We start from the raw sequence: 24,964 nt of genomic DNA, 5'->3' as shown, positions 1-24,964 counted from the left end.
AGCCAATTATTTATTTTTCTGCAATTGCCTAACCAACTTGTCTGTTACATTTTTCAACATGGGTACGTAATGCTCTCCATCCTCTTCGGCAAACACATCCGGCCCCGGGATGCCCACTTTCATACCCACCTTGTGGTCTTGTCCATTTGATCCTTCAGTTTTAAAATAAACATCAACCCAATTAATCTCTTGGGTAAACCTCAAAAGCTTGTCTATAGAAGCCCTGACTTCCTGTTGCACCGCGTCGCCAATTTCCAAATTAACCGCTTGGACGTCTATTTTAATGCCTTTGTAATTCTCAGTGTAGTTCATAAATGTTATTATTTTGATTAAAAGTGCTGTTTTTTAAAAACCTTTATAGGCAGGGTTTTTGTTTAAATTTAAATAATTCAATTGAATCTTTTTAGATCACTTTAACCAAGTAAACCTAAAATTTTCCAACCTTATGAAAATATTCCACAACAACCATTTCGAAAATCTTGCCAAAACCAGCGGGGAATGCGTGGTTTCCATTTATATTCCGACCAGTCAAAAAAGCACAGATAGCTATCAGGCCGACAAAACGCATTTCAAAAACCAACTCGCCGCCACCGAAAATGACTTAAAGAACATTTGCAAGATGGAGGAAGAAGATATCGAGAAGTTTCTCAAACCTGGCTATGAACTGTTGGAAGATTATGATTTCTGGAAATACAACTCGGACATGCTTGCCTATTACATCATAGATGGTAAGGCTGAATTTTATCGCCTTCCAATCAATTTGGACAAGGGAATGCACTTTGTCGGTAAAAGGCCATTCCTCTTGCCGCTAATTCCAGAACTAACCGGCGATGGCCGTTTTTACGTACTGCTTCTCAACTTGGATAGAATCAGACTGTTTGAGGCAACACGAAACACGATGAATGAAATCGAGCTTGATCCAGAGGAAGTGGCCGTTTCTTTTACCGCTGAGGAAGAGGAGGACGAAAATCAGGAAAGCCTGCAGGGACAGGGGGGCGTAGGAAAGGCCGGAGCAATGTTCCATGGGCATGCCAAGGGCTCCGATGAGGAAAAAAAGGTCACCATCCTCAACTATTTCCACCGCATGACCAATATGCTCGAGCCGATCTTGAACCAGCATCCGCTACCACTATACCTTGCTGGTGTGGATTACCTGATTCCACTTTTCCGTCAGGCCTCCAAATACCACCACTTGATGGAAGGACACGTATCAGGCGCCCAATTCAATGTTAAAAACGCTGATCACCGGGAGCTTCACCAGAAAGCCTGGGCCATTGCCGAGCCTCACTTTGAAAAGGAAAAAAAGGACCGCAAAGAGGATTTTGGCTTCAAGGCTTCAAAAAACCTCGCCGTTTCTAATGATTATGCAAAATTGATCAAGGCCTCCATCACAGGTGGAGTGGATACGCTTTTGGTAAGCCAGAAGCATAAGCACCTTTGGGGTACCTATGATGAGAATAATTACAAACTCAGCTTTGATGATGACCCTGACGGAAACAACCACTGCCTAATAGACCTGGCAGCTGTTAAGGTGAAAGAAAACGGCGGAAAGGTTTACCTGGTAGACCCTGAGCATATGCCGGATTCGGCTTTAATTGCAGGGACATTGAGATACGAATTATAAATTATTAAGCGGGGAAATTTCCCCGCTTTTTTTTCGCCCAATGCCATGTTAACCTTCTGATTTTCATAGCTATATCGGATTTTTTTATTGAAATTTGTACCATGTACACTTTTAAACCCTTATACCTATGAACAAGATATTAAAAATCTTTGCTTTTGTGATTTCTGGGTTGTTTGTAATTCTGATAGCAGTGGTTGCCTATATTTCCATAGCTTTACCCAGAGTTGATGCCGCTCCCGAACTGACCGTAGATCTCAATGCGGAACAGGTCGAAAAAGGCAGGTATTTGGCTACCCACGTAATGATGTGCGTGGACTGTCATAGCCAAAGAGATTTCAGTATTTTCGCTGCACCCCCACACCCGGGCACCGAATTGGCCGGAGGGGAGATTTTCGATCAAACCTTGGGTTTACCCGGAGTATTCATTTCCCCCAACATTACCCCTGCCGGAATAGGTGATTGGACGGACGGGGAGCTATTTAGACTGATCACCACTGGGGTCAAAAAGGATGGAAACCCCATTTTCCCCATCATGCCTTATCAAAATTTCGGCAAAATGGATGAGGAGGATATCAAGGCTGTGATCGCCTACATTCGCTCCGTCCCCCCTATTGAGACCAACCACCCCAAATCAAAAGCTGATTTTCCCATGAACCTGATCATGCGGACTATTCCCAAAAATGCCGCTTTTGAGAAAAAACCCCAACCTGACGATGTGATTGAATATGGGCGCTACATGGTCAATGCCGCCGCTTGTAATGAGTGCCATACGGACTTTCGAGACGGAAAATTTGTAGGTGAATACTTGGCCGGAGGGAGGGAAATGATGTTCCCAGATGGTGCGGTGGTGAGGTCGGCAAACCTAACCCCGGATGAGACGGGTTTGAAAAGTTGGACCAAAGAGGATTTTATCCAAAAATTCAAGAGCTTTTCCTCGACTACTGTAACTTTAGCAAAAGTACAACCCGGAGAATTCCAAACCATTATGCCTTGGTTAATGTACGCAGATATGACAGAAGAAGATCTAGGAGCAATATACACTTACCTACAGTCTTTAAAGCCGGTAAAAAACAAAGTGGAACGCTACACTCCTGCACCATAAAAATTAAGGCAGTCTCAACTTGTGAGACTGCCTTAATTCTATTCTGCCATTTCATATAGCTTTTGTGAGTGGGGAACTCCTGACTCCATCCAAGTAGGAGCCTCTTTGTCCATGAGATAATGGTCAAAATATTCCTTCATCCTAACCTGGAAATCTTTCTGATTGGCCTCGTTGGTTAAATGATGCCCCTCATTGGGGTAAGAAAGGAAAATCACTTCTTTGCCCATTCTTCTTGCCGCATTGTAAAGTTCCAGTCCCTGAGCCCAATCCACTGCACCATCCTTGGTGCCATGCAAAATCAGAAAAGGAGTGTTTATGTTTTGAATGTGGAACATGGGATTTTCACGCTGATAATCCTCCCGGTGGGTCCAAGGGGTTACCCCCCTCCCCATCCTTACCTGGCCGATTTCCATGATCCCGTGGTGCACAGTCCCGGAACTTCCATATATGTTGTTATAAAAACTCTCAAGGTTGGTAGGCGGAGCCCCAGTTACAATGCATTTAAACATATCTGTTTGGGTGAGAATAAAAGAGGTCTGATAACCGCTCCAGCTGTGTCCCTGAAGGCCAATCCTATCTGCGTCAGCATAGCCAAGCTCAATGAGCTTATTGGCCGCTGAGGTAATACCGTCGAGTGCACTGGTACCGGGGCGGCCTTCTTCATAGACATTATCAGGCATGAAGACCATGTAACCATTACTGGCGTAGGTGGACATGTGGGGCCTATCATCATATACTGGCATAGAATACTGGTGATGCCTGTCCGACATTTTCTCATAGAAATAGATGATGGTAGGATAGCTTTTCCCCTCTTCATAATTGGCTGGTAAGGTAAGCGTTCCCTGTAACTTGTCTCCCCTGCCATTTTCAAAATCAACCAATTTCCTTTTTCCCCAAGCGTATTCGGCATGCTGGGGGTTTGCGTTTGTCAACTTTATAGGCTTTCCAAATCGCATATCAGCAAGGTGATAATCAGGGAATTCCGTAAAAGTCTGCCGGGTAAATACCACCTTTTCAGTATTCCAAGCTTTTTGTGCCGAGCCGAACATGGCATCATCATAAACCAATTCACTTGGTTCTTTGCCCTTTTCCAAAGCGTAAAACCCACTTTTTTTGGTCCATTCGCCGTACGCCGTCAAAATGATAGTCTTGTCCAAATCCACCCATTTTTCCTCCCTTTCGAGATTGGCAAGTCTGAATCTTATTTCCTTATCCGTTCCAATTTTTGTAAGGTTCTCTGCGGAAGAACCATCAAGTGCTAAAAGCCAAAGGTCAAATTCATGGTTTACGATCACATGATTTTCATCCTTAGTCCATCCGGCTACGCCGTAAGGTGGGTTTTCGTGCGGGTAAGGGTGATCCATATTCATAAAACTCACATCTGCTTTTTCAGAAACATTCACCTTTCTGTCATTTTCCAAATCATACACAATTAGAGCAGAATCCTTTTGGTAAATGTAAAACCTGCCATTTGGCGAAACCTCCAATGGCCGGTTGACTTCCTCTTCAATCATTTTCTCATCACCAGAAGAAACATCGACTCTATATAGATCCGCAGGAGACACGCCCCAGTTGATATCACTCACATAAGGCTTTTCATCTCTTTTGATCAGGTATCTGTTATGGTTGCTCATCACGAGAGACTGATCGGGGTGATCAGTAAGCTGGGTTAGAGTCCCTTTTTCAAAATCAAACAGGCCTGTGTCTGTATTCCTGCGGTTGCGCTCAGCTCTCACCATTTGTACAGATTGGATTCGATCGTCCTTATGGTGCCACACATCCACATTGGGAATAGTGTCCTTGCTCATTTTCACTTTGGCCTCCTGCTGTTTCAAGCCTACCCAAACTCCCTTACCATTTTCCTGAAAGTAGACTCTGGAAAGGTCGCTTATCACCAAGTCACCCAATGCAGTATTGTCTTTTTCAAGCTGGTGTTTATTGGGAGAGTTATCCAAGTTGGCAAATACAAGCAAATCATAGGCGGTATGGATTAAAGAATCATCGGCTACTCCTTTCAAAAATGCCAGAGTTTTGCCCTTAGAACCCCATTCCTTCCTATCGGCCCTATGGTCATCCCATACAAGGTGTTTATAATCGCTCTTTTCGGCATCCAATACCTGAGTGGATCGGTTGTGAAGGTCAAGCAAAAAGACACCATTCCCGATTTTATCCTCAGCAGAAACAGTATAGGCCAACTTATCTGAGCGCTTGTTGAACGAAAACTCCTCCACATTTCCCAGGGTCATGACATTACCCGATTCCAAGTCATGGATTACTAAGTCGGAACCCTTATGGGAGTTTTTGTTCCCCTCAGGTTTAGTTCTATGCACAGCCCAGAATTTCCCATCTTCGGAAAACTCCATCTTATCGGCACGGCTAACTTCAAAAGTTTTCCCATTTCCAAGGGATTTAAGAAAAGCCGTTTTGGTAACGGGCTTCTTTTCTTTCTTCAACTCTTCAGACTTTTTCTTTCCGGGTTGGGTAAAAAAGGCAAAATGCTGCACATCGGAAGAAAAAATCGGGTTGGATCCATTTTCGAATCTTTCGATATTATCTGTAGCAATGTTTTTCAGGTGCAAGGTATCATCCCCACCATTTGGGCGAAGCGAGTAGGCAAACCAGCTGCCGTCATCTGCCAAAACCGGTTGCACGATTCTCGACCAGCGCTTGTAGTCCTCCAGCTGCAGGGTTTTCTGTTGGGAAAACCCCTGGAAGGACATGAGGGCAATCAAAAGAAATAAACAAATCTTTTTCATGGGAACAATTATATTAGTCTATCCCTCAAGCTGCCCAAAGTTTCGATCCCAAAAAATCTTTTTTACATCTGTGGTTTTATTCTTTTTTCAAGACCTTATCCGAGCACGTACTTCATTCTAATTTCTGAACCATGGATCATAAAAAAGCCTTCTCCCAAAAGGAAGAAGGCTTCTTAAAATAAAATCTTTGTGTGCATTAAGCCTCAGCAGGCACAACACTTACATAAGATTTACCGTCAAATTTCTTTCTGAATTGTACTTTGCCATCAACAGTTGCGAAAAGCGTATGATCTTTTCCAAGACCAACGTTCTCACCTGGATGATGCTTAGTACCTCTTTGTCTTACGATGATGTTTCCAGCAATAACTGCCTCGCCGCCAAATTTCTTAACGCCAAGCCTCTTACTGTGGGATTCTCTACCGTTTTTCGAACTACCGACACCTTTCTTGTGAGCCATAACTTTTAATGTTTTGGATTATAACTACGCTATAATCTTATAGTGAAATATTTTCAATAAGTATTTTGGTGTAATCTTGTCTGTGACCGTTTTTCTTCTTGTAACCTTTTCTTCTCTTCTTTTTGAAGACGATTACTTTGTCACCCTTCACATGTCCAAGAATTTTTCCTGATACCTTGGCGCCTCCTAGTAGTGGAGCGCCGATTGATACAGTGCCATTGTCGTCTGCCAACAAGACCTGATCAAATTCAACGGAAGCGTCAACATCACCCTGCATTTTTGGTGCGTAGATGTATTGATCTTTAGTTACTTTGAACTGCTTTCCTGCTATGTTAACTATTGCGTACATAATGTTGATATAAAAGACTTTTTATCAAATTGAGGTGCAAATATAAGGAAGAAATACTTTTAATAAAAATACCACTCTATATTTTATCACTCAGGACCAGAACAATATCTGCCTCCTCACTATCCGCAAATGACCTATTATAATTATCCTAATATTTAATTGGTAAATTTCAAATAAAATAAGGTAAAAATCACAAGATTATTGAAAACTGATATTTCCAAAATTGAACGCCTCAAAATTATCAATTAAATACTCCACTTAACTTGATTAAATCATCCACCTGATTATCAGTTGTTTTACTTAAAGTTTCCGTTTAACATTCTAATTTTCAGTCTATAACGCATGACAATCTTAGTATTAAGTTTTCTTGACTTAAGGTCAATAATTGGTTCAAAAAACCAGTTGAAAACTTTTTTCGAATTTTTTAAAAAATCTTCACAGTGCTCAAATTGGCCCAAAACATAAAAGTTAACATTGAAGTATAGCGTTTTAATCCTATTGACTTACTGTATCTTACGTACATTTTGACCGCCAGTCAATAAAGAAGCATCTCTACTTTTTGTCCTTTTTAATTTCAAAATATGTTTTTCATATTTGCTTAACACAGTTCAGGAAGGCTCTCCAGTAATAGAACACATGGAAGAAAAATTTTCACCAACAAAATGTTGGTTTCCTGTCCGAAGCTCAAACGAAAATCTAATAAAAAATGCAAAGACCAGAACCCATACTAGAACAAGGCGACAGCAGCAGATTTGTCCTTTTCCCAATTCAACACGATGACATTTGGGATTACTACAAAAAGGCAGAAGCTAGTTTCTGGACCGCTGAGGAGATTGATTTAGGCCAAGATGTAAAGGATTGGAAAAACTTGTCTGATGGCGAAAGGCACTTTATCTCTCACGTTCTGGCGTTTTTCGCCGCTAGTGATGGTATCGTAAATGAAAATCTTGCCGAGCATTTTGTGGCTGAAGTGCAATATACCGAAGCCAAATTTTTCTATGGTTTCCAGATCGCCATGGAAAACATACATTCTGAAACCTACAGCTTGTTAATTGACACTTATATCAAAGATGGCAAAGAGCGCGACAGGTTGCTTAATGCCATCGAGCATATCGACTGTGTGAAGAAAAAAGCCGACTGGGCTCTCAGATGGATTGACAACGGAAGCTTCCAAGAAAGGCTAATAGCCTTTGCGGCCGTGGAGGGGATTTTCTTCTCCGGCTCATTCTGTTCCATCTTCTGGCTAAAGAAAAGAGGCCTGATGCCAGGACTGACCTTCTCCAATGAGCTTATCTCCAGAGACGAAGGCCTGCACTGTGATTTCGCCTGCCACCTATACACCAACCACGTGGTAAACCAGCTTCCAAAAGATACGGTGACCAAAATCATCCAGGATGCGGTGGAAATTGAGAAAGAGTTTGTGACTGACGCATTGCCGGTAAGGTTGATCGGAATGAACTCCGATCTCATGTGTCAATATATTGAGTTCGTGGCCGACAGACTTTTGGTAGAACTTGGTTGCAGCAAGGTATGGAACAGCACCAATCCTTTTGACTTCATGGACATGATCAGCCTTCAGGGTAAGACCAATTTCTTTGAGAAAAGAGTGGGGGATTACCAAAAGGCAGGTGTGATGAAATCAAAAGAAAGCCCAGAGTCAAGCAGCAAATTCTCCATTGAAGAAGATTTTTAAGCATATTTTTTCCCAACCATTAAAGTAAAGTAAGCGCATGTTAGTAATAAAAAGAGACGGAAGAAGAGAATCGGTAAGATTCGACAAAATCACCACAAGGATTGAAAACCTATGCTATGAATTGGATAGCAGATATATCCAGCCGATCGAGGTGGCTAAAAAGGTGATTGATGGATTGTACGATGGTGTGACCACCAGCGAGCTTGACAACCTAGCTGCTGAGGTTTGCGCGTCTTTGACGGTTAAGCATCCCGACTATGCCATCCTGGCCGCCAGGATTGCAATCTCAAACCTGCACAAAACCACCAGCCAGTCTTTTTCAAACACCATGAAAAGACTGTACACCTATATCAATCCTAAAACTGGTGAGAATGCCGCTCTAATTGCCCCAGATGTATATGGTGTGATTAAAAAACATGCTGCCCGACTGGACGAAGCCATCGAATACAAGAGAGACTTCGACTATGACTTTTTTGGTTACAAAACTTTGGAAAAAAGCTACTTGATCAAACTTGACGGTAAAGTGGTGGAAAGACCTCAGCACATGCTGATGAGAGTAGCCGTGGGTATCCACAAAGAAGATGTGGATGCCGCAATAGAAACTTACCACTTGCTTTCTCAAAAATGGTTTACACACGCCACTCCTACCCTATTCAACGCAGGAACGCCAAAGCCACAGCTATCCAGCTGTTTCTTGCTCACCATGCAGGATGACAGTATCGATGGCATCTACGATACCTTAAAGCAGTGTGCGAAAATTTCCCAATCAGCTGGAGGGATCGGCCTTTCCATCCATAACATCCGTGCAAAAGGAAGCTACATCAGAGGCACTAATGGCGTTTCTAACGGAATTGTACCTATGCTGAGAAACTTTGACATGACCGCAAGATATGTGGATCAGGGCGGAGGGAAGCGTAAGGGCAGCTTTGCCATCTATTTGGAACCTTGGCACGCTGACATCAAAGACTTCCTTGAGTTGAAGAAAAACCATGGTAAGGAAGAAATGCGTGCCCGAGACCTTTTCTATGCCCTATGGATTTCTGATTTGTTCATGAAAAGAGTGGAAGCCAACGAGGATTGGTCACTTTTCTGTCCTCATGAGGCACCGGGCTTATCTGATTGCTACGGTGAAGAGTTTGAGAAGCTTTACACCAAATACGAGCGTGAGGGAAGGGCTAGAGAGGTCATCAAAGCACAGGATCTGTGGTTTGAAGTATTGGAATCTCAAATCGAGACCGGAACTCCTTATATGCTATATAAGGATGCTGCCAACAGCAAATCCAACCAGAAAAACCTGGGTACTATAAAATCCTCCAATCTTTGTACTGAAATCATGGAATACACTGCACCGGATGAGGTGGCAGTTTGTAACCTAGCTTCAATTGCCCTACCTAAATTCATCAAGGAAGACAGCAACGGCAAGCGCTACTTTGACCATGACAAGCTATACCGCATAACTAAAGTAGCCACCAAAAACCTTAACAAAGTGATTGATGTGAACTACTACCCAGTGAAAGAGGCTGAAAAGTCCAATTTCCGTCATAGACCGATCGGTTTGGGCGTACAGGGATTAGCGGATGCATTTATCATGTTGAGAATGCCATTTGACTCAGAGGAAGCTCAAGGGCTGAATGAAGACATTTTCGAGACTATTTACTTTGCCGCTATGGAAACTTCCATGGAGCTGGCCAAGGTAGAAGGCACCTACGAAACCTATGCAGGTTCTCCTGTGTCGAGAGGCGAATTTCAGTTTGACCTTTGGGGAGTTACTCCAAAATCAGGCAGATGGAACTGGCATGGATTGAAGGAACAAGTTAAAAAGTATGGGGTCAGAAACTCTCTTCTTGTAGCTCCTATGCCTACCGCTTCCACTTCGCAAATTCTTGGAAACAACGAGTGTTTTGAGCCTTATACCTCAAATATTTACACCCGTAGAACACTATCCGGAGAATTCATCGTTGTTAATAAGCATTTGATGAAAGACTTGATCAGACTGGGACTGTGGAATGAAAACATGAAAAACAGACTCATTGCCGCCAACGGATCTGTACAGGCTATACCGGAAGTACCGCAAAACATAAAGGATATCTACAAAACGGTGTGGGAAATCTCCCAAAAGGTGATCATCAATATGGCAGCCGATAGAGGCGCATATATCTGCCAGTCTCAAAGTATGAATGTGTTCCTTCAAGAGCCGAACTTCGGTAAATTGACCTCCATGCACTTTTATGCTTGGAAAAAAGGTCTTAAAACCGGCATGTATTATCTGAGATCTAAAGCTGCTGCTTCAGCCATCCAGTTTACGGTGGACAAGTCACAACTTGACAGCACGCCAGGTGCCGAGGCAGACAGCACCAAAAATACAAAGCAAGACGCCATCGCCTGCTCATTGGACAATCCAGATGACTGCGAAATGTGCGGCAGCTAAATATTGAAAATAAGTGTAGTGGTTAAATGTGGAAAAGAGCGCCGGTCAGTATCGGCGCTTTTTTTTTGCAATTTTAAAACTGAGAAAAATAAACCTTTCATTACTTAAATCAATTGTGTAAATAACAGCATAAATGTTTTCAACAATGAGAGTAGCCTGGACCCTTTTCCTTTTAATTATTAGTACAAGTATTGTCAATGCCCAGGCGTTCAATCAGGAACAACGAATTTTTCACCCCTTCAAAGTGGATGTCGGGATAAACTTGACCTTCCCAACCGATCCAAACCTTACTATCGGAGGTGGAGCCTTTGCAGAAGCCCGCTATGGTATCGATGACCAATGGCATGTGGGGTTAAACTTGGGAAGCAACATACTCGGGGAGGGCCAATTTATCCTCAATAACCGAGACGCGACCATTACCGCACAAGCTATCGGCAACATCTCCCTGACGAGCGAATACCACTTCAACACCACCAATACCCGCCCCTTCGTGGGGATAGCAGGGGGCATGTACCGCAGGAGTGATTTTGAAATCACCGACCCGGACAATGGCAACACCATCACCAATCAGGGATCGATTGTCAATTTTGGCTTTGCCCCAAGAGCAGGACTGATGGCGGGCAAATTCAGAATGATGGTCGCCTACAACTTTACTGGCAGGGAAATAACTAACTTTATTAGCTTGGGCTTAGGCATGCAAATTGGTGGAAACCCCTATATAACTAGATAAATTACATGGATAAACAATTATTCCAAAAGCTTAAACTCTTACAAGCTGACCAAAAGCCCTCATTTGGCATCATGACTCCACAGCATATGGTGGAGCATTTAATTTTAACACTTAAACTCTCCCAGGGAAAAATCCAGGTACCAACGATCAAACCTACCCCGGAGGCCTTGGCGATTAAACATAATATTATAGTGGAGAAAGAAAACATCCCTAGAGGCATTCAGGCCCCAGGGACAAACGGTACACTGTTGCCCTTAAGGTATAACAGCTTGGAAGAAGCAAAAGCTGAACTTTTAAAAGCTTGGCAACAATTTGAGCTTTATTATTTTCAACATACGGACGCCACAAATGTGCACCCTTTCTTTGGTGAGTTAAATTACTCTGAGTGGAAAAGCTTTCATTCCAAGCATTTCCAGCATCACTTCTCCCAATTTGACATAGATTTCAAGCACTAATTACTCCTCAACAGCCTCGTTGGATTGGGTTTGTTTTTCATAAAGGTCCGCATAGACACCTTTTCTAGCCAAAAGCTCCTCATGGGTGCCTTTTTCAACGATCACCCCATCATCCAATACAATTATTTTATCGGCTAATTTGGCTGAGGAAACCCGATGTGAAATGATAATGGAGGTCCTGTCCTCCATTATTTTTTTGAGGGCGTTCAGTATCGCATTTTCGGTTTTGGTATCCACAGCCGAAAGGCAATCATCAAGCAACAAAATCTTGGGCTCCTTGGCAATTGCCCGTGCAATAGAAACCCGCTGTTTTTGACCGCCAGAGAGTGTAATTCCACGCTCTCCAAGCCTAGTCCCAAATCCATTAGGGAAATCCACGATATTATCATAGACATCGGCATCTTTAGCTGCTTTATGGATTTTCTCGTCTGCCAACCCGTCAGTTCCGAAACCTATATTATTATAGATGGTATCGCTAAAGAGGAAAACATCCTGCGGCACAAACCCGATCTGTTTTCTCAGCGATTCAATTTTATAGCTTTTGATATCTCTTCCATCAACAAATATTGCCCCCTCCGTAGGATCATACATTCTCATCAGGATGTTGGCTATCGTGGACTTTCCTGAACCGGTAGTCCCAATGATTGCCAATGACTCACCACTCTTTACCTCAAAACTTAAATTATGTAAAGCTCGAATTCCAGAGTCAGGATAGACGAAAGAAACATCTTGAACTGATATCTCTCCACGAATCTCCTCATCCAACTCTTCTGAACTGGTGATATCATTTTGCTCATCCAAAAACTCATTGATGCGGGTTTGCGAAGCGGCAGCCCTTTGGACAATACTGGTCACCCAACCCAAGGATGTTACGGGCCAAGTCAGCATATTCACATATAAAATAAACTCGGCAATCACCCCATATCCAATGGCCCCATTAATCACCTCAATCCCACCAACATAAACGGTGATGATGGTACTGATTCCAATTAGGGCCAAAATCAATGGGTAAAAAAGCGCCTGTACCAAGGTAAGTCTGATGGACTTTTCCTTATAGTTCTCACTGGCTTTTTCAAAATCATTGGCACTATCCGCTTCCCGTACGAAAGCTTTGATCACCCTAATACCTGAAAAAGCCTCTTGCACAAAGGTACTGAGGTTGGAAAGGCTTCTCTGGATCTTCTCCGACCTTTCATTGATCAGGTTGTTTACAAAATAAATGCTGAGTGAAAGTACCGGTAAAGGCAAAAGTGAAAAAAGAGTCAATCTCACATTGACGGAAAGCATATACCCAATCACCAGGGGAAACAATACCAACAGGTTTATGCCATACATTATCGCAGGCCCCACATACATCCTCACTCGGCTTACATCCTCGGTGATTCTGGCCATAAGATCCCCCGTGCTGTTTCGCCTGTAGAAGCTCAGGGGGAGGCTTTGGTAATGCTGGAATATTTCATTCTTAAGGTCAAATTCTATATACCTGGACATGGCTATAATTGTCTGGCGTACAAGGAATAGGAATAGCCCCCGAAGAAGCGCCATCACCAAGATTAAAAATCCGAAAATGAAAATAAATTTTAGAAACCCGCTCCTTGCAACCGACTCAATTTCAGCCCCATCATAGAACTGATAAAAACTGAAGCTTTCCACCACATAATCAATAGCAACCCTAACCAATTGAGCGGGAATGATAACAAAAATATTGGATATAATGGTAAACACGATACCCAGGATAAGGTATCCTTTGTACTTAAATAGGTATTTATTTAATCTCCAGAGGGGCTTCACAAAATAAAAACTTTTTATTGACTTGATTTCTTCTAGAATACTCTTTTAATTGCGCTAGCAAAGCCGAACAAAAATATTTAATTTTGTGGAGCAAAGTCACGCATTAAACCCAAATATAACACAATCTAAACTTCAAAGTTCAAATGGTAGATACTAAAACTCAGGAAACAGTAAGGGAGGGAGCTATTTACGGGCAAATCACCGCTTTAGGTCACGAGCAGTTGGTGATCTGTTACGATGAGCCTACCGGCTTAAAAGCAATCATTGGTATTCACAACACGGTATTGGGCCCAGCTTTGGGCGGTACAAGGATGTGGAATTACACATCGGAAGAAGAAGCCATCACAGATGTATTAAGACTTTCAAGAGGCATGACCTTCAAGGCGGCCATCTCAGGTCTTAATCTTGGCGGCGGTAAAGCAGTCATCATTGGCGACCCTAAGTTGAAGTCTGAGGCCTTCTTGAGAAGGTTCGGTAGATTTGTGCAAAGCCTGGGCGGTAAGTACATTACTGCTGAAGATGTAAACATGGGTACTCAAGACATGGAATTCATCGCCATGGAGACCAAGCATGTAACCGGATTACCCGATGTGAAAGGTGGCGGAGGAGATCCTTCCCCAGTTACCGCTTACGGTACTTACCTAGGCATGAAGGCTGCAGCCAAAAAAGCTTACGGAACTGACTCTTTACAGGGCAAAAAAGTTGCTGTTCAGGGTATCGGACAGGTAGGCAAATATTTGGTTAACCACTTGATCAAAGAAGGAGCTGAAGTATTTATCACGGATATTTTTGAGGACAAACTTCAGAAGATCGCCAAAGAAACCGGCGCAACCGTAGTTGACCCTAAATTCATCTATGACATAGACATGGACATCTATGCGCCTTGTGCCTTGGGAGCCACTGTAAACGACGAAACTATTGACAGACTGAAATGCCAAGTAATTGCAGGTGCTGCCAACAACCAATTGAAGGATGAGGAGAAGCATGGCAAGTTGCTTTTGGACAAAGGCATCATCTACGCCCCTGATTTCCTAATCAACGCCGGTGGTCTTATCAATGTGTATGCTGAATACCTGGGCGGATACAACAGAGACTTGGCATATCAGCAGGCGGACAAGATTTATGACACATGTGTTTCTATCTTGGACAAATCAGAAAAAGAAAACATCCCTGCACAGCAGGCGGCTATCGAAATGGCTTGGAACAGAATCCAGGCTATGGGCAAAGTTAAATTATCACACTAATATATATCAGGCGGGAACAATTTCGTTTCCGATTTGATTAAGCTTTGGAGGAGGAAATCTGAATGGATTTCCTCCTTTATTTACTATTCTTTTACAAACACATTATATTTACGTTCTTTAATTCAGGGCAATGCTAAACAGGAGAATTTTACGGGTAAAGGCCTTTCAAAACCTCTACTCTTACGAACAGTGTAGGACTTCAAACTTGAATCTGGCAAAGGATTTTATCCAAAATGCTTTCCAGCCGGATCTCAACAGCATGGAAGTACAGGACAGGGCCCAGCTCAAGAAGGATGCTGCCATTACCATAGAACTTTTTCTGAAAAACCTGAACAGCCATAAGCTAATATCGGCCACGGAACACAACGCCAAAATCAAATCCACCGCCATCCAAGCGATCAACCAATTTCATAAAGCCAATTCCAAAGATTTGGAGTTTATGGAGAAAAACATGATTGCCTCTGCGGAAAATATCCCCCAACTTTACCTTTATGCCATTGAGATGCTTATTGCATTTGGCGACCATGTTCGGAATGAATATGCCCGAAAGAGAAAGCTTTCTGGGGAAGCCATATCCGCTCATGCCGGTGAATTGAACCTTGCCAGCAACAAAATCCTCAAATTCTTAAAATCTGCCCCTCAATATCAAAACGAATTGACCAGGCAAGACGTAAACATTGAGGATCTGGAGCAGGAGATCAAGGAATGGTTCCGAGAATACGTAAAACCCTCCCCGGAGTATCAGGCCTACATGGGCATACTGGAGCCTACCACCAAGGAAGACACCGAAATCTTGAGCCATATCCTTAAAAAGATCATATTTAAGAATGAGGCAATCCTGAACTTTTTCTCAGAAAAGGATCTTAATTGGTCAGAGAACAAGGCGGTAGTAAAAAGTTTGGCGGCTAAAGTGCTTAAAAACCTGGAAGAAGCGCCTGAAACGGAAAATTACGAATTGCCAGAACTGGCCATAAATTGGGAAGAGGACAAGGAATTTTTCCAAAATATATTTAATTTGACTATCGAAAATGACGAGGACAACCGCGAGTTGATCTCCGAGAAAACGAAGAACTGGGACATTGAGCGGGTGGCTGCTACGGACAAGATTATCCTGTCTATGGCCCTGACGGAAATGATGAATTTTCCGAGTATTCCTGTAAAAGTGACCATTAATGAGTATATTGACATTTCCAAAACATATAGTACCCCAAAAAGCAAGCAGTTTGTGAACGGACTTTTGGATGTACTGTCCAAGGAACTAACAGATGCTGGCAGAATCCGCAAAAGCGGTAGGGGCCTTTTAGACAACAAATAAACATTTAACCATGAGCAAAAACAGCAGTTCTCTTTTAGCTTTCGTTTTGGGTACCGGAGTAGGTGCCGCATTGGGTGTTTTGTTTGCACCAGATTCAGGTGGCAACACCCGTGACAAGCTTACTTATCAGTTGAGCCACTACAAGGACGAGTTGGAAGAACTTGTGAAAGATTTGATGGATGGCAAAAACATGCCGCACAACGAAGCAAAAACCGAAGGAAATAAAGTGATTTCAGAAGCTAAAACAAAAGCCGAGAATTTACTTAACGATGTCAATAAATTAATCGAACAGATTAATAAAGGCGAACATTAATAAATAATCAATCTATGAAGTACTTAAGTCTTCCTGCATTATTGATCGCAGGATCCGTTTTGACTTTTGGCTGCGACACAGGAGGCAGTGAAAAGGATGAGAGAATCCAAGCATTAGAGCAGCGTATTGCCCAAATGGAGCAAGGCCAAACTAATGTCCCTGGCAATGTACAATCTGTACAGGCAGCAGACCCATCTACCTTGGGTTCCTTCCAGTTTTCTGAAATCGAGCACGATTTCGGGACTATTGAAGAAGGCAAGGTGATCGAACACAACTTTACCTTTACCAATACAGGTGAGGCGCCCTTGGTAATTTCCAACATTCAGGCATCTTGTGGCTGTACTAGCCCTGACTGGACCAAAACTCCAATCAAGCCAGGAGAAGAAGGGTTTGTCAAAGTGGTATTCGACTCTAAAGCAAAATCAGGTGTGCAGAGCCCAACCGTATCCATCACTGCCAACACTCAGCCAGCAGTAACCAGACTTAGACTTAAAGGAAACGTAAACAGCAAAAATTCAGCTTCAGCTGCACCGGCAATGGGTCCGGTTAGAAAATAATCATGATAAATTCCATTTTATTACAAGCCGGTGGTGGTGGTTTCGGTGTTGAAAACATCATCTTCTTGGCGCTAATCGGTTTGATCTTCTATTTCTTCATGATCAGACCTCAGCAGAAAAAGGCAAAAGACGCCAAAACTTTCATGGAGTCTATCAAAAAAGGTGATGAAGTGGTGACCATCGGTGGCATCCATGGAAGAGTTCATGCTGTAGAAGCAGACACTTTCACCTTGGAAGTGGATCGAGGGATGAAACTAAAAGTTGAGAAGTCAGCTATTTCCCATGACTTTACCAAAAAAACTGACGTTAAAAAGTAAGAAGATTGGACTTTAAGAAGTATTTCAAAAAGTTAAAAGAACAAAAAACTTCTAACCTAAAAGTGGTGGCCCTATGTGTATTGACGGCCACCACTTTTTGGGTTTTAAACGCTATGAATAAGGATAGTTACTACACCATTGTAGACTATCCCATAGAGTTCTTTTACGACCGCCAAGAGTATATGGCAGTCGACGAACTGCCTTCCAATGTCAGAGTGGAAATCCATGGCAATGGCTGGGATCTTTTGCGTAAATATTTCCGCGTCAATGTCCCCCCTTTCATCATCGAACTCAAAGACCCTTCAAGGCAGGATGTAATTCTCACTAGAAACATTCAGCGAGAGCTCTCTGACAAGCTTCTTCCAAGCCAGTTGACCTCTATCCTTACCGATTCATTAAAACTCAATATTGACAACCTAGTCACAAGAAAAATCAAAGTACAAGTGGACACCACCCCTTCTACTTTGGGCAAAAATATCCGGCTGGCTTCCTCCATTAAGGTAGACCCGGAATACGTGACTGTAAAAGGTCCTACTTCTGTGCTTCAGAGGCTGGGAGGCAGTTTTTCCGTAAGGCTGGAAGATGAAAAAATCAATAAAAACTACTCCAAGCTTTTGCCGATAAAGGCCCCTAAAGAACTTTCTGACTTCCTGACTCTACAGGAGGACAATGTATTGGTGGAATTTGAGGTGGTGGAGTTTTTAGAGGGAAACAAAAGGTTAAGACTGAAAAAAGTCAACTTCCCCGATCGTGTGGATATTGATCCGGATATTTCTTCTGTAATCATGACCTATCTGGTGGACGAAAGGCATGTAAATGACTTGAAAGAAGCCGAACTTGAAGGCATCCTCAACTATGTTAACCGCAATCGCCAGGACAGCACCGTAAATGTACAGTTGAACAGAAGACCACCCTATTTGGAAAATATCACCTTTGAGCCCAATAGCCTTCAATTAAAATATAGTGAGCGTGAATAGACCACTTCTAGTGGGATTAACCGGAGGAATAGGCTCCGGAAAATCCATTGTAGCCAAATTTTTTAACGTGCTAGGCATCCCGGTGTATTATGCCGATGACAGGGCCAAGTGGCTAATGAGCAATGATCCTGAGCTAAAAAACAACATCATCACCACTTTTGGAGCTGATAGTTTTACAGCTGATGGCCAATTGAACAGAACCTACCTGGCAGAAAAAGTATTTGGAGACCCAGAAGCAACCAAGAAAATCAACTCACTAGTACATCCAGCGGTGAAAACCGATTTTGAAAACTGGGCAAAACATCAAAACACACCTTATGTAATCAAAGAGGCGGCCTTGCTTTTTGAAACTGGTTCTTACAAAGAACTGGATAAAATAATCAATGTGAGCTCCCCGCTCAAACTCAGGGTAAGCAGAATCCTCCTGCGGGACCAAAGATCAGAAGCACAAATTAACGAAATCATCAACCGCCAACTTCCCGATGAGGAAAAAAACAAATTAGCTGATTTTGTGATCAAAAATTCAGAAAACAAGATGGTCATTCCACAGGTGCTTGAAATCCATCAAAAACTTTTAGGCTAAATTGAATCCAGTTGGATCTGATCCAAGTAGAACTTCATACGTGTATGGGAGCGGTTTAAATATTCGATCCTTTCTATTCGGTCGAGTTTGTGATTATAGAAAACCTCGATATAATCGTCGCCGAGCAGGTATAGATTGACCTTATACCCATAATAGCGGATGGAAACTACAAATAGTCCATCCGCATACAAGGTCTGTATCTTTTTCTGCAACGGCAACGCCTTAAAGTCTTCTCTACTCATTTTTCAATTTTGCTAATTCCATTTCCGAGGCTATATACCCAAAAGCTGACCAGTAGTTGGTTTTCATTACTCTCATAAAGGTCTCTGTGGCCTCCTGGATCTTTCCCTGTCTTAAATAGTGGTTTCCTAATCCATAACCTTGAGTGACGTATTGAAGTTTCCCTTGGTCAGAATTAAGATCCCCATTTATCAGATCATCCTCATCCACTTCCCCCTTGTACATCATTAGGCGCTTGTGGTAAGCATCGTTTTCAATGATCTCCATATCAGCGTGCACTTTGTCCAAAAGCTCCCTAGCTTCAGCCTCTCTATCCATTTTCATCAGGGTCATATAATACCAATCCAAAGTAGCGACTACCAAATCATCGTTATCGCTAACCTCTAGACACTTTTCGTAGGCTTTCAGCGCATTTTCAAAATCATTCAATAAATAATGCGCCAGGCCTAAATGGTACCACACATTGAATTGCACCGTAGAAAGAGGTTGATTCAGTTTGTTTGGGATTCCATCTTCCTCTATCTGGATTTCCTTTCCTTCCATCAGTTGAGCGGCTTTTGAAAAGTCCGAGACAGCTTTTTCAAACTCCCTGATGGATATATAACGATGGCCACGGTGCCTCAATGCCTCATAGCTATCGGGATATTTTTCAATGGCCTGGGTAAAGGTCTTGATAGCCAAATCATGCCTACCCAAATAGGCCTCTCTACGGCCAACCCATATGAGATTATACAACGATTCTTCTTCCTGATATTGTCTTTGGGCATCCGAAAGGTCATTCAGCTGCTTTTCCATTGCTGCCGAATCCACGCTGGTAAACAGGGAATCACCCAAAAGGCTCATGCCTTGAAAAACTTTGTGATCCTCCTGCAAATTGCTTTGATACGATGAACCTTCAGACTGAAAGGCCACCAAAAGGCCAAATGAAAGGCTAACAAACACGTTTATGAACATAAATAGGTCGTTTTAAGGGTTTTTATAAAAAGTCATTAGGCAATTTCCAGACCTAATTTAAACATAATCATTAGCCCAACCTAAGTTTACATATCTCAACATATTATTTAAAGTAGCTTGAATCTTGCTACTAGTTTTTTTACTTGTTATAATTGAAAAAATAACCTGATTTGAGTAAGAGTATGAGAACCATTATTTCAAGCACGTCTAAATTTCAGCTGCTATTTTTAGTTTTTATTGTTTTATTGTCAAGTTCATGCTCCTCCAGCCGCAAGGTCCGCAAGAAAAACATCGACCAGGTGGTGAGCACGGCCAAGTCCTTTCACGGCACACCTTACAGGTTTGGCGGCACCACTAGAGCGGGCATGGATTGCTCGGCCCTGCTGCTTCACTCCTTTTCCAGCGTTGGGGTGACCTTGCCTAGAACTTCCGAGGCCCAGAGTAAAATCGGCAGAAGAGTAACCGTACAAAGCCTGAAGAAAGGTGATGTTGTATTTTTTGCCACGGGGAGAAAAAGGCGCCAAGTGACCCACGCCGGAATCGTGACTTCCAATAATCGGGGCAATATCCAGTTCATTCACGCCTCCACCTCCTTAGGAGTGACCGAAGATGCCATCAATTCGGATTATTGGTCCAAGAAATTTGTGGTAGGTAGGCGTGTTTTTTAGCAGTAAAAGCTAAAATAAATGCCATTTATGCAAGCCAAAAGGCCCAAACAGGCCAGTAAAGATAAAAATTCAAATCGATGTGTATTTAAATTCAAAACATCCTTTGGTATTAAGGTTTATTAATTAATTTTGCACTCGAATAAAAAAGCATATTTCCCTTTCACATTAAGATATACAAATGGCGAATATTGGTAAGATAACCCAGGTAATCGGTCCCGTAGTGGACGTTTCCTTCGAAGGAGGGAAATTACCTAACATCCTGGATGCATTGGAAATCACCAAGGAGAACGGACAAAAAGTAGTATTGGAAGTTCAGCAGCACCTTGGTGAAGACAGAGTTAGGACTATTGCAATGGACTCTTCCGAAGGTATGGTAAGAGGCATGGTGGTGACTGATTTGGGCGCCCCGATTTCTGTCCCTACCGGAGAAGGAATCAAAGGAAGACTTTTCAACGTGATCGGTGAAGCCATCGATGGTCTTCCACAGCCAGAGTCTTCCAAAAGACTTCCAATCCACAGAAGTGCCCCAAAATTTGAAGACCTATCCACTTCTTCTGAAGTGTTGTTTACAGGTATCAAAGTGATTGACTTGATCGAGCCTTATGCAAAAGGTGGTAAGATCGGTCTTTTCGGTGGTGCCGGTGTAGGTAAAACTGTATTGATCCAGGAGTTGATCAACAACATCGCCAAAGCTTATTCAGGTCTTTCTGTATTTGCAGGTGTAGGTGAAAGAACCCGTGAGGGTAATGACCTTTTGAGAGAGATGATCGAGTCAGGTATCGTAACTTACGGTGACGACTTTGTGCATTCATTGGAAAATGAAGGCGGATGGGATCTTTCAAAAGTAGATCTTAAGAAACTTGAAGATTCCAAAGCAACCTTCGTCTTTGGTCAGATGAACGAGCCTCCAGGGGCACGTGCTCGTGTGGCCTTGACAGGTTTGACTTTGGCTGAATATTATAGAGATGGTGAAGGTGACGGTGCAGGTAAGGATATCCTTTTCTTTATCGACAACATCTTCCGATTCACTCAGGCAGGTTCTGAGGTATCCGCCCTTCTTGGTCGTATGCCATCAGCGGTAGGTTACCAGCCGACGCTAGCCACTGAGATGGGTGCCATGCAGGAGAGAATTACCTCTACCAAAAACGGCTCCATTACTTCTGTACAGGCGGTTTACGTACCTGCTGATGATTTGACTGACCCTGCTCCAGCTACTACTTTCGCCCACTTGGATGCTACTACCGTACTTTCAAGAAAAATTGCAGAACTTGGTATCTATCCAGCTGTGGATCCATTGGATTCTACTTCAAGAATCCTTTCTCCAGAAGTATTGGGTAGCGAGCACTACGACTGTGCACAGAGGGTAAAAGAGATCCTTCAGCGTTATAAAGAGCTTCAGGATATCATTGCCATCCTAGGTATGGAAGAACTTTCTGAAGAAGATAAGCTTGTGGTACACAGAGCTAGAAGGGTACAAAGATTCCTTTCCCAGCCATTCCACGTTGCCGAGCAGTTTACAGGCTTGAAAGGTGTGCTTGTAGATATCAAAGACACCATCAAAGGCTTTAACATGATCATGGACGGTGAACTTGACCACCTTCCTGAGGCAGCCTTCAACTTGGTAGGTAGCATCGAAGACGCTATCGCTAAGGGTGAGAAAATGCTTGCTGAAGTAAATAACTAATTTTAATGCAAAGGCTTCGGCCTTTGCATTTCTAATTATACCAATATGCGTTTAGAAATCATTACACCGGATAAGAAAGTATTTCAGGGTGAAGTCACAGAAGCAAGCTTCCCAGGAGCTAATGGCGCGTTTCAGGTTTTGAAAAACCACGCCCCTCTCGTTTCTGCCCTTTCCAAAGGCATAGTGGCTTTCACTACCGCGGAAGGGAGGCAGACCTTAGAAGTTGACGGTGGAGTTGTGGAAGTAAAAGAAAACAACATTATCCTTTTGGCCGAAAAAGTAATCGGATAATAATTCTTAAATAGATATTAAAAGCGGAAAGGCAACTTTCCGCTTTTTTTTTATTCCTCAATCTCCTAAGTCACATGCTAAAAAAAATTACTCCGCGAAGAAGCTCTGTGCAACTCCTTTTTAACTCTGCGAAACTCCGTGTCCCGTTTCTTTCCGTTAAGGAGCCTCGATTTTCCGTCTTTCCCTACTCTGTAAGCCCCACCAACAATAAATAAAGCCCCGCTGCCAATGCCGCCCCAGTCAAAGGCCCAAATATTGGCACCCAGCTGTATGCCCAGTCACTCTTCCCTTTACCTTTTATTGGCAGTATTTCATGTACAATCCTGGGTCCCAAGTCACGGGCTGGATTAATGGCATAACCCGTAGTCCCGCCTAATCCCAATCCGATAACCCAAACCAAAAATGCTACGGGAAGAGCCCCAATGGAACCCAGCCCAATTGGCGTATCGCTACCATCACCAATCATTGGGTGAGTGATATGTAGAATCACAATAATCAAAACAAACGTACCTGTAACCTCCGACAAAAAATTGGAAGAGTAATTTCGGATGGCAGGCACTGTCCCAAATGGCGCAAATTTAAGGCCTGCATCCTCCGTTCGGTCAAAATGATCCTTATATACCAGCCAAGCTACAAATGATCCCACAGCCGCTCCAAACAGCTGGCTGAGCATATATCCGGGAACCAAGCTCCAATCAAAATCTCCAGTAATGGCAAGAGCTAGTGAAACCGCTGGATTAAGGTGCGCACCACTATATGGCCCGGCCACTACCACCCCTATGAATACGCCCAGTGCCCAAGCCGTGGTGATCACCATCCAGCCACTCTGATAGCCCTTGGTATCCTTCAAAACCACGTTGGCAACAACTCCCGACCCCACGGTAATCAGAAGGGCAGTACCTATAAATTCAGCAAAGTAAATGTTCATACCTAATCCTCGATCCAGTGGGAAGCTCTTTTTACGGCCTTTTGCCAGTATTTCAGCAGGGCATCGGCTTTTTCTTCATCCATTTTGGGTTCAAATTTGGAATCACTTTTCCAAAGACTTTCCAATTCATCAGTATTTTTCCAAAACCCTACTGCCAATCCAGCCAAATAAGCTGCCCCCAAAGCTGTTGTCTCCAAGATAGCCGGCCGCAAAATAGCACATCTGACCAAGTCAGCCTGGAACTGCATCAAAAGATCATTGGCAGTGGCTCCCCCATCCACCCGCATTTCCTGCGTTTCCTCCCCCCTGTCCCTTTCCATGGAAGACAGAACGTCCTTGACCTGATAAGCAATGGACTCGAGCGCTGCACGGGCAAAGTGGGCCTTGCCCGTCCCCCTGGTGATTCCAAAGAATGCTCCCCTTGCATTGGCATCCCAATGTGGGGCTCCCAAACCGGTAAGGGCCGGAACAAAATACACACCTTCGTTATCCTCTAATTGGGCCGCAAGATCTTCGCTTTCTTCTGCATTCTTAAACAGCTCCAGCTGATCTCTTAGCCATTGGATAGCGGCTCCGCCAATGAATACACTGCCTTCCAAGGCATAGGTGGTTTTCCCAGCTATCTCCCATGCCACGGTAGTCAATAATTTATTGGATGAAAACACAGGTTGCTCCCCCGTATTCATTACCAAAAAACACCCTGTTCCATAGGTGGTTTTCGCCATACCATCCTTGAGGCACAACTGTCCAAAGAGTGCAGCCTGCTGATCACCAGCTATTCCTGCTATTGGAATCTTGGCCGAAAAAACATCCCCAGCCGTCGTGCAATAAACTTCACTGGAACTCTTCACCTCCGGCATCATGGACATTGGAATCCCAAACAGATCCAACAGTTCCTCATCCCATTTCTTCTCCACAATGTTGAAAAGCATGGTTCGGCTCGCGTTGCTGATGTCTGTCAGGTGATGCTTCCCACTGGTCAGATTGTAAACAAGCCAGCTGTCTATAGTCCCAAAACACAATTCCCCAGCATCAGCCTTTTCCCTTGCTCCGTCCACATTTTCCAGGATCCAGCGAACCTTCGTAGCCGAAAAGTAGGAATCGATGATCAACCCAGTCTTTTTATTTATCAGCTCACCTTTTCCCTCTTTCAAAAGTTGATTACAATAATCGGCCGTGCGTCTGTCCTGCCATACGATGGCTTTATGTAGAGGCCGACCGCTCGATCTATCCCATACCACGGTGGTTTCCCGCTGATTGGTGATACCTATACCCGCTATTTGCGAAGGAGTGATTCCCGTCTGGGTCAAAACTTCCATTGCCACGGTAGCTTGGCTGGTCCAAATTTCCTTGGCATCATGCTCTACCCAGCCGGGCTTGGGAAAATATTGCTTAAATTCCCGTTGCGCCACCGCTACAATTTCCCCGGCTTTGTCAAAAAGAATCGCTCTGGAGCTGGTAGTCCCTTGGTCCAAAGCAAGAATGTAGGTTTCTTTACCTTCCATAAG

The 24,964-nt window shown here is 43.3% G+C and carries 25 protein-coding genes; 16 read left to right on the top strand and 9 right to left on the bottom strand.

What is annotated here, in order from left to right:
- Window positions 1–6 precede the first annotated feature (6 nt).
- Window positions 7–312: a ribosome hibernation-promoting factor, HPF/YfiA family gene (gene hpf / locus KI659_RS00645; protein WP_213943412.1), complete on the bottom strand. Its 306-nt coding sequence runs from the start codon at window positions 310–312 to the stop codon at window positions 7–9.
- 133 nt (window positions 313–445) lie between these two features.
- On the opposite strand from hpf, the gene KI659_RS00640 reads away from it, so the two are divergent.
- Together KI659_RS00640 and KI659_RS00635 are read left to right on the top strand one after the other, a co-directional pair.
- Window positions 446–1,624 (top strand): baeRF7 domain-containing protein, encoded by a 1,179-nt coding sequence (locus tag KI659_RS00640; protein ID WP_213943411.1) that lies wholly within the window; start codon window positions 446–448, stop codon window positions 1,622–1,624.
- A 127-nt stretch (window positions 1,625–1,751) separates the two neighbouring features.
- Entirely contained in the window at window positions 1,752–2,726 is a 975-nt protein-coding gene (locus KI659_RS00635) for a c-type cytochrome (RefSeq protein WP_213943410.1), read from the top strand.
- A 38-nt stretch (window positions 2,727–2,764) separates the two neighbouring features.
- Here KI659_RS00635 and KI659_RS00630 read toward each other — a convergent pair whose 3' ends face one another.
- From KI659_RS00630 to rplU, 3 genes are all read right to left on the bottom strand, one after another.
- The gene (locus tag KI659_RS00630; protein ID WP_213943409.1) at window positions 2,765–5,482 is read right to left on the bottom strand and encodes a S9 family peptidase; all 2,718 of its coding nucleotides are present in this window, start codon (window positions 5,480–5,482) and stop codon (window positions 2,765–2,767) included.
- 196 nt (window positions 5,483–5,678) lie between these two features.
- Window positions 5,679–5,939, bottom strand: a complete 261-nt coding sequence (gene rpmA, locus KI659_RS00625; RefSeq protein WP_143962381.1) for a 50S ribosomal protein L27 — start codon at window positions 5,937–5,939, stop codon at window positions 5,679–5,681.
- Between the two features lie 37 nt (window positions 5,940–5,976).
- A complete protein-coding gene (rplU, locus tag KI659_RS00620; protein WP_143962382.1) occupies window positions 5,977–6,288 on the bottom strand; it encodes a 50S ribosomal protein L21 in 312 nt (103 codons plus the stop codon).
- A gap of 706 nt (window positions 6,289–6,994) precedes the next feature.
- Here rplU and KI659_RS00615 point away from each other — a divergent pair.
- The 4 genes from KI659_RS00615 to KI659_RS00600 all read left to right on the top strand — a co-directional run bounded on the left by KI659_RS00615 (window position 6,995) and on the right by KI659_RS00600 (window position 11,594).
- Entirely contained in the window at window positions 6,995–7,981 is a 987-nt protein-coding gene (locus KI659_RS00615; RefSeq protein WP_213943408.1) for a ribonucleotide-diphosphate reductase subunit beta, read from the top strand.
- Between the two features lie 37 nt (window positions 7,982–8,018).
- Window positions 8,019–10,409 (top strand): ribonucleoside-diphosphate reductase subunit alpha, encoded by a 2,391-nt coding sequence (locus KI659_RS00610; protein ID WP_213943407.1) that lies wholly within the window; start codon window positions 8,019–8,021, stop codon window positions 10,407–10,409.
- A gap of 145 nt (window positions 10,410–10,554) precedes the next feature.
- Window positions 10,555–11,139, top strand: coding sequence for an outer membrane beta-barrel protein (locus KI659_RS00605; RefSeq protein ID WP_213943406.1), 585 nt, complete (start codon window positions 10,555–10,557; stop codon window positions 11,137–11,139).
- A 5-nt stretch (window positions 11,140–11,144) separates the two neighbouring features.
- On the top strand, window positions 11,145–11,594 hold the full coding sequence (locus KI659_RS00600) for a DUF1569 domain-containing protein (RefSeq protein ID WP_213943405.1): 450 nt from the start codon (window positions 11,145–11,147) through the stop codon (window positions 11,592–11,594).
- On the opposite strand, the gene KI659_RS00595 is transcribed toward KI659_RS00600, so the two are convergent.
- Entirely contained in the window at window positions 11,595–13,385 is a 1,791-nt protein-coding gene (locus tag KI659_RS00595; RefSeq protein WP_213943404.1) for an ABC transporter ATP-binding protein, read from the bottom strand.
- 143 nt (window positions 13,386–13,528) lie between these two features.
- Here KI659_RS00595 and KI659_RS00590 point away from each other — a divergent pair, with 143 nt between their 5' ends.
- The 7 genes from KI659_RS00590 (at window position 13,529) to coaE (ending at window position 18,691) form a co-directional block, all read left to right on the top strand.
- Window positions 13,529–14,629 (top strand): Glu/Leu/Phe/Val family dehydrogenase, encoded by a 1,101-nt coding sequence (locus tag KI659_RS00590; RefSeq protein ID WP_213943403.1) that lies wholly within the window; start codon window positions 13,529–13,531, stop codon window positions 14,627–14,629.
- A gap of 130 nt (window positions 14,630–14,759) precedes the next feature.
- A complete protein-coding gene (gene nusB, locus KI659_RS00585; protein WP_213943402.1) occupies window positions 14,760–15,944 on the top strand; it encodes a transcription antitermination factor NusB in 1,185 nt (394 codons plus the stop codon).
- Between the two features lie 10 nt (window positions 15,945–15,954).
- Window positions 15,955–16,257 carry a YtxH domain-containing protein gene (locus KI659_RS00580; protein ID WP_213943401.1) on the top strand — a complete coding sequence of 101 codons (303 nt, stop codon included), beginning with the start codon at window positions 15,955–15,957 and terminating at the stop codon, window positions 16,255–16,257.
- Between the two features lie 14 nt (window positions 16,258–16,271).
- The gene (locus KI659_RS00575; RefSeq protein ID WP_213943400.1) at window positions 16,272–16,814 is read left to right on the top strand and encodes a DUF1573 domain-containing protein; all 543 of its coding nucleotides are present in this window, start codon (window positions 16,272–16,274) and stop codon (window positions 16,812–16,814) included.
- A 2-nt stretch (window positions 16,815–16,816) separates the two neighbouring features.
- Window positions 16,817–17,131, top strand: coding sequence for a preprotein translocase subunit YajC (gene yajC, locus KI659_RS00570; protein ID WP_213943399.1), 315 nt, complete (start codon window positions 16,817–16,819; stop codon window positions 17,129–17,131).
- A 113-nt stretch (window positions 17,132–17,244) separates the two neighbouring features.
- Window positions 17,245–18,108 (top strand): YbbR-like domain-containing protein, encoded by an 864-nt coding sequence (locus tag KI659_RS00565; RefSeq protein WP_246535239.1) that lies wholly within the window; start codon window positions 17,245–17,247, stop codon window positions 18,106–18,108.
- Window positions 18,095–18,691, top strand: coding sequence for a dephospho-CoA kinase (gene coaE, locus KI659_RS00560; RefSeq protein WP_213943397.1), 597 nt, complete (start codon window positions 18,095–18,097; stop codon window positions 18,689–18,691). Before KI659_RS00565 ends, coaE begins: the two co-directional genes overlap by 14 nt.
- Here the strand turns inward: coaE and KI659_RS00555 are convergent.
- Window positions 18,688–18,933: a hypothetical protein gene (locus tag KI659_RS00555; RefSeq protein ID WP_213943396.1), complete on the bottom strand. Its 246-nt coding sequence runs from the start codon at window positions 18,931–18,933 to the stop codon at window positions 18,688–18,690. The genes coaE and KI659_RS00555 overlap by 4 nt on opposite strands.
- Window positions 18,926–19,885 (bottom strand): tetratricopeptide repeat protein, encoded by a 960-nt coding sequence (locus tag KI659_RS00550; protein ID WP_213943395.1) that lies wholly within the window; start codon window positions 19,883–19,885, stop codon window positions 18,926–18,928. The genes KI659_RS00555 and KI659_RS00550 overlap by 8 nt, the downstream gene beginning before the upstream one ends.
- Window positions 19,886–20,067: 182 nt before the next feature.
- Between KI659_RS00550 and KI659_RS00545 the strand changes: the two genes are divergently transcribed.
- The 3 genes from KI659_RS00545 (at window position 20,068) to atpC (ending at window position 22,528) form a co-directional block, all read left to right on the top strand.
- Entirely contained in the window at window positions 20,068–20,553 is a 486-nt protein-coding gene (locus tag KI659_RS00545) for a C40 family peptidase (protein WP_213943394.1), read from the top strand.
- Between the two features lie 178 nt (window positions 20,554–20,731).
- Window positions 20,732–22,237: a F0F1 ATP synthase subunit beta gene (gene atpD / locus KI659_RS00540; RefSeq protein WP_213943393.1), complete on the top strand. Its 1,506-nt coding sequence runs from the start codon at window positions 20,732–20,734 to the stop codon at window positions 22,235–22,237.
- 45 nt (window positions 22,238–22,282) lie between these two features.
- A complete protein-coding gene (gene atpC, locus KI659_RS00535) occupies window positions 22,283–22,528 on the top strand; it encodes an ATP synthase F1 subunit epsilon (RefSeq protein ID WP_213943392.1) in 246 nt (81 codons plus the stop codon).
- A 184-nt stretch (window positions 22,529–22,712) separates the two neighbouring features.
- On the opposite strand, the gene KI659_RS00530 is transcribed toward atpC, so the two are convergent.
- Complete coding sequence (locus KI659_RS00530) at window positions 22,713–23,456, bottom strand: MIP/aquaporin family protein (protein WP_213943391.1); 744 nt, start codon at window positions 23,454–23,456, stop codon at window positions 22,713–22,715.
- A 2-nt stretch (window positions 23,457–23,458) separates the two neighbouring features.
- Window positions 23,459–24,961, bottom strand: a complete 1,503-nt coding sequence (gene glpK / locus KI659_RS00525) for a glycerol kinase GlpK (RefSeq protein WP_213943390.1) — start codon at window positions 24,959–24,961, stop codon at window positions 23,459–23,461.
- Window positions 24,962–24,964 lie beyond the last annotated feature (3 nt).

It is taken from the genome of Litoribacter ruber (assembly GCF_018449405.1).
Lineage (GTDB): Bacteria > Bacteroidota > Bacteroidia > Cytophagales > Cyclobacteriaceae > Litoribacter > Litoribacter ruber.
This window is presented reverse-complemented; position numbering and strand designations above follow the sequence as displayed.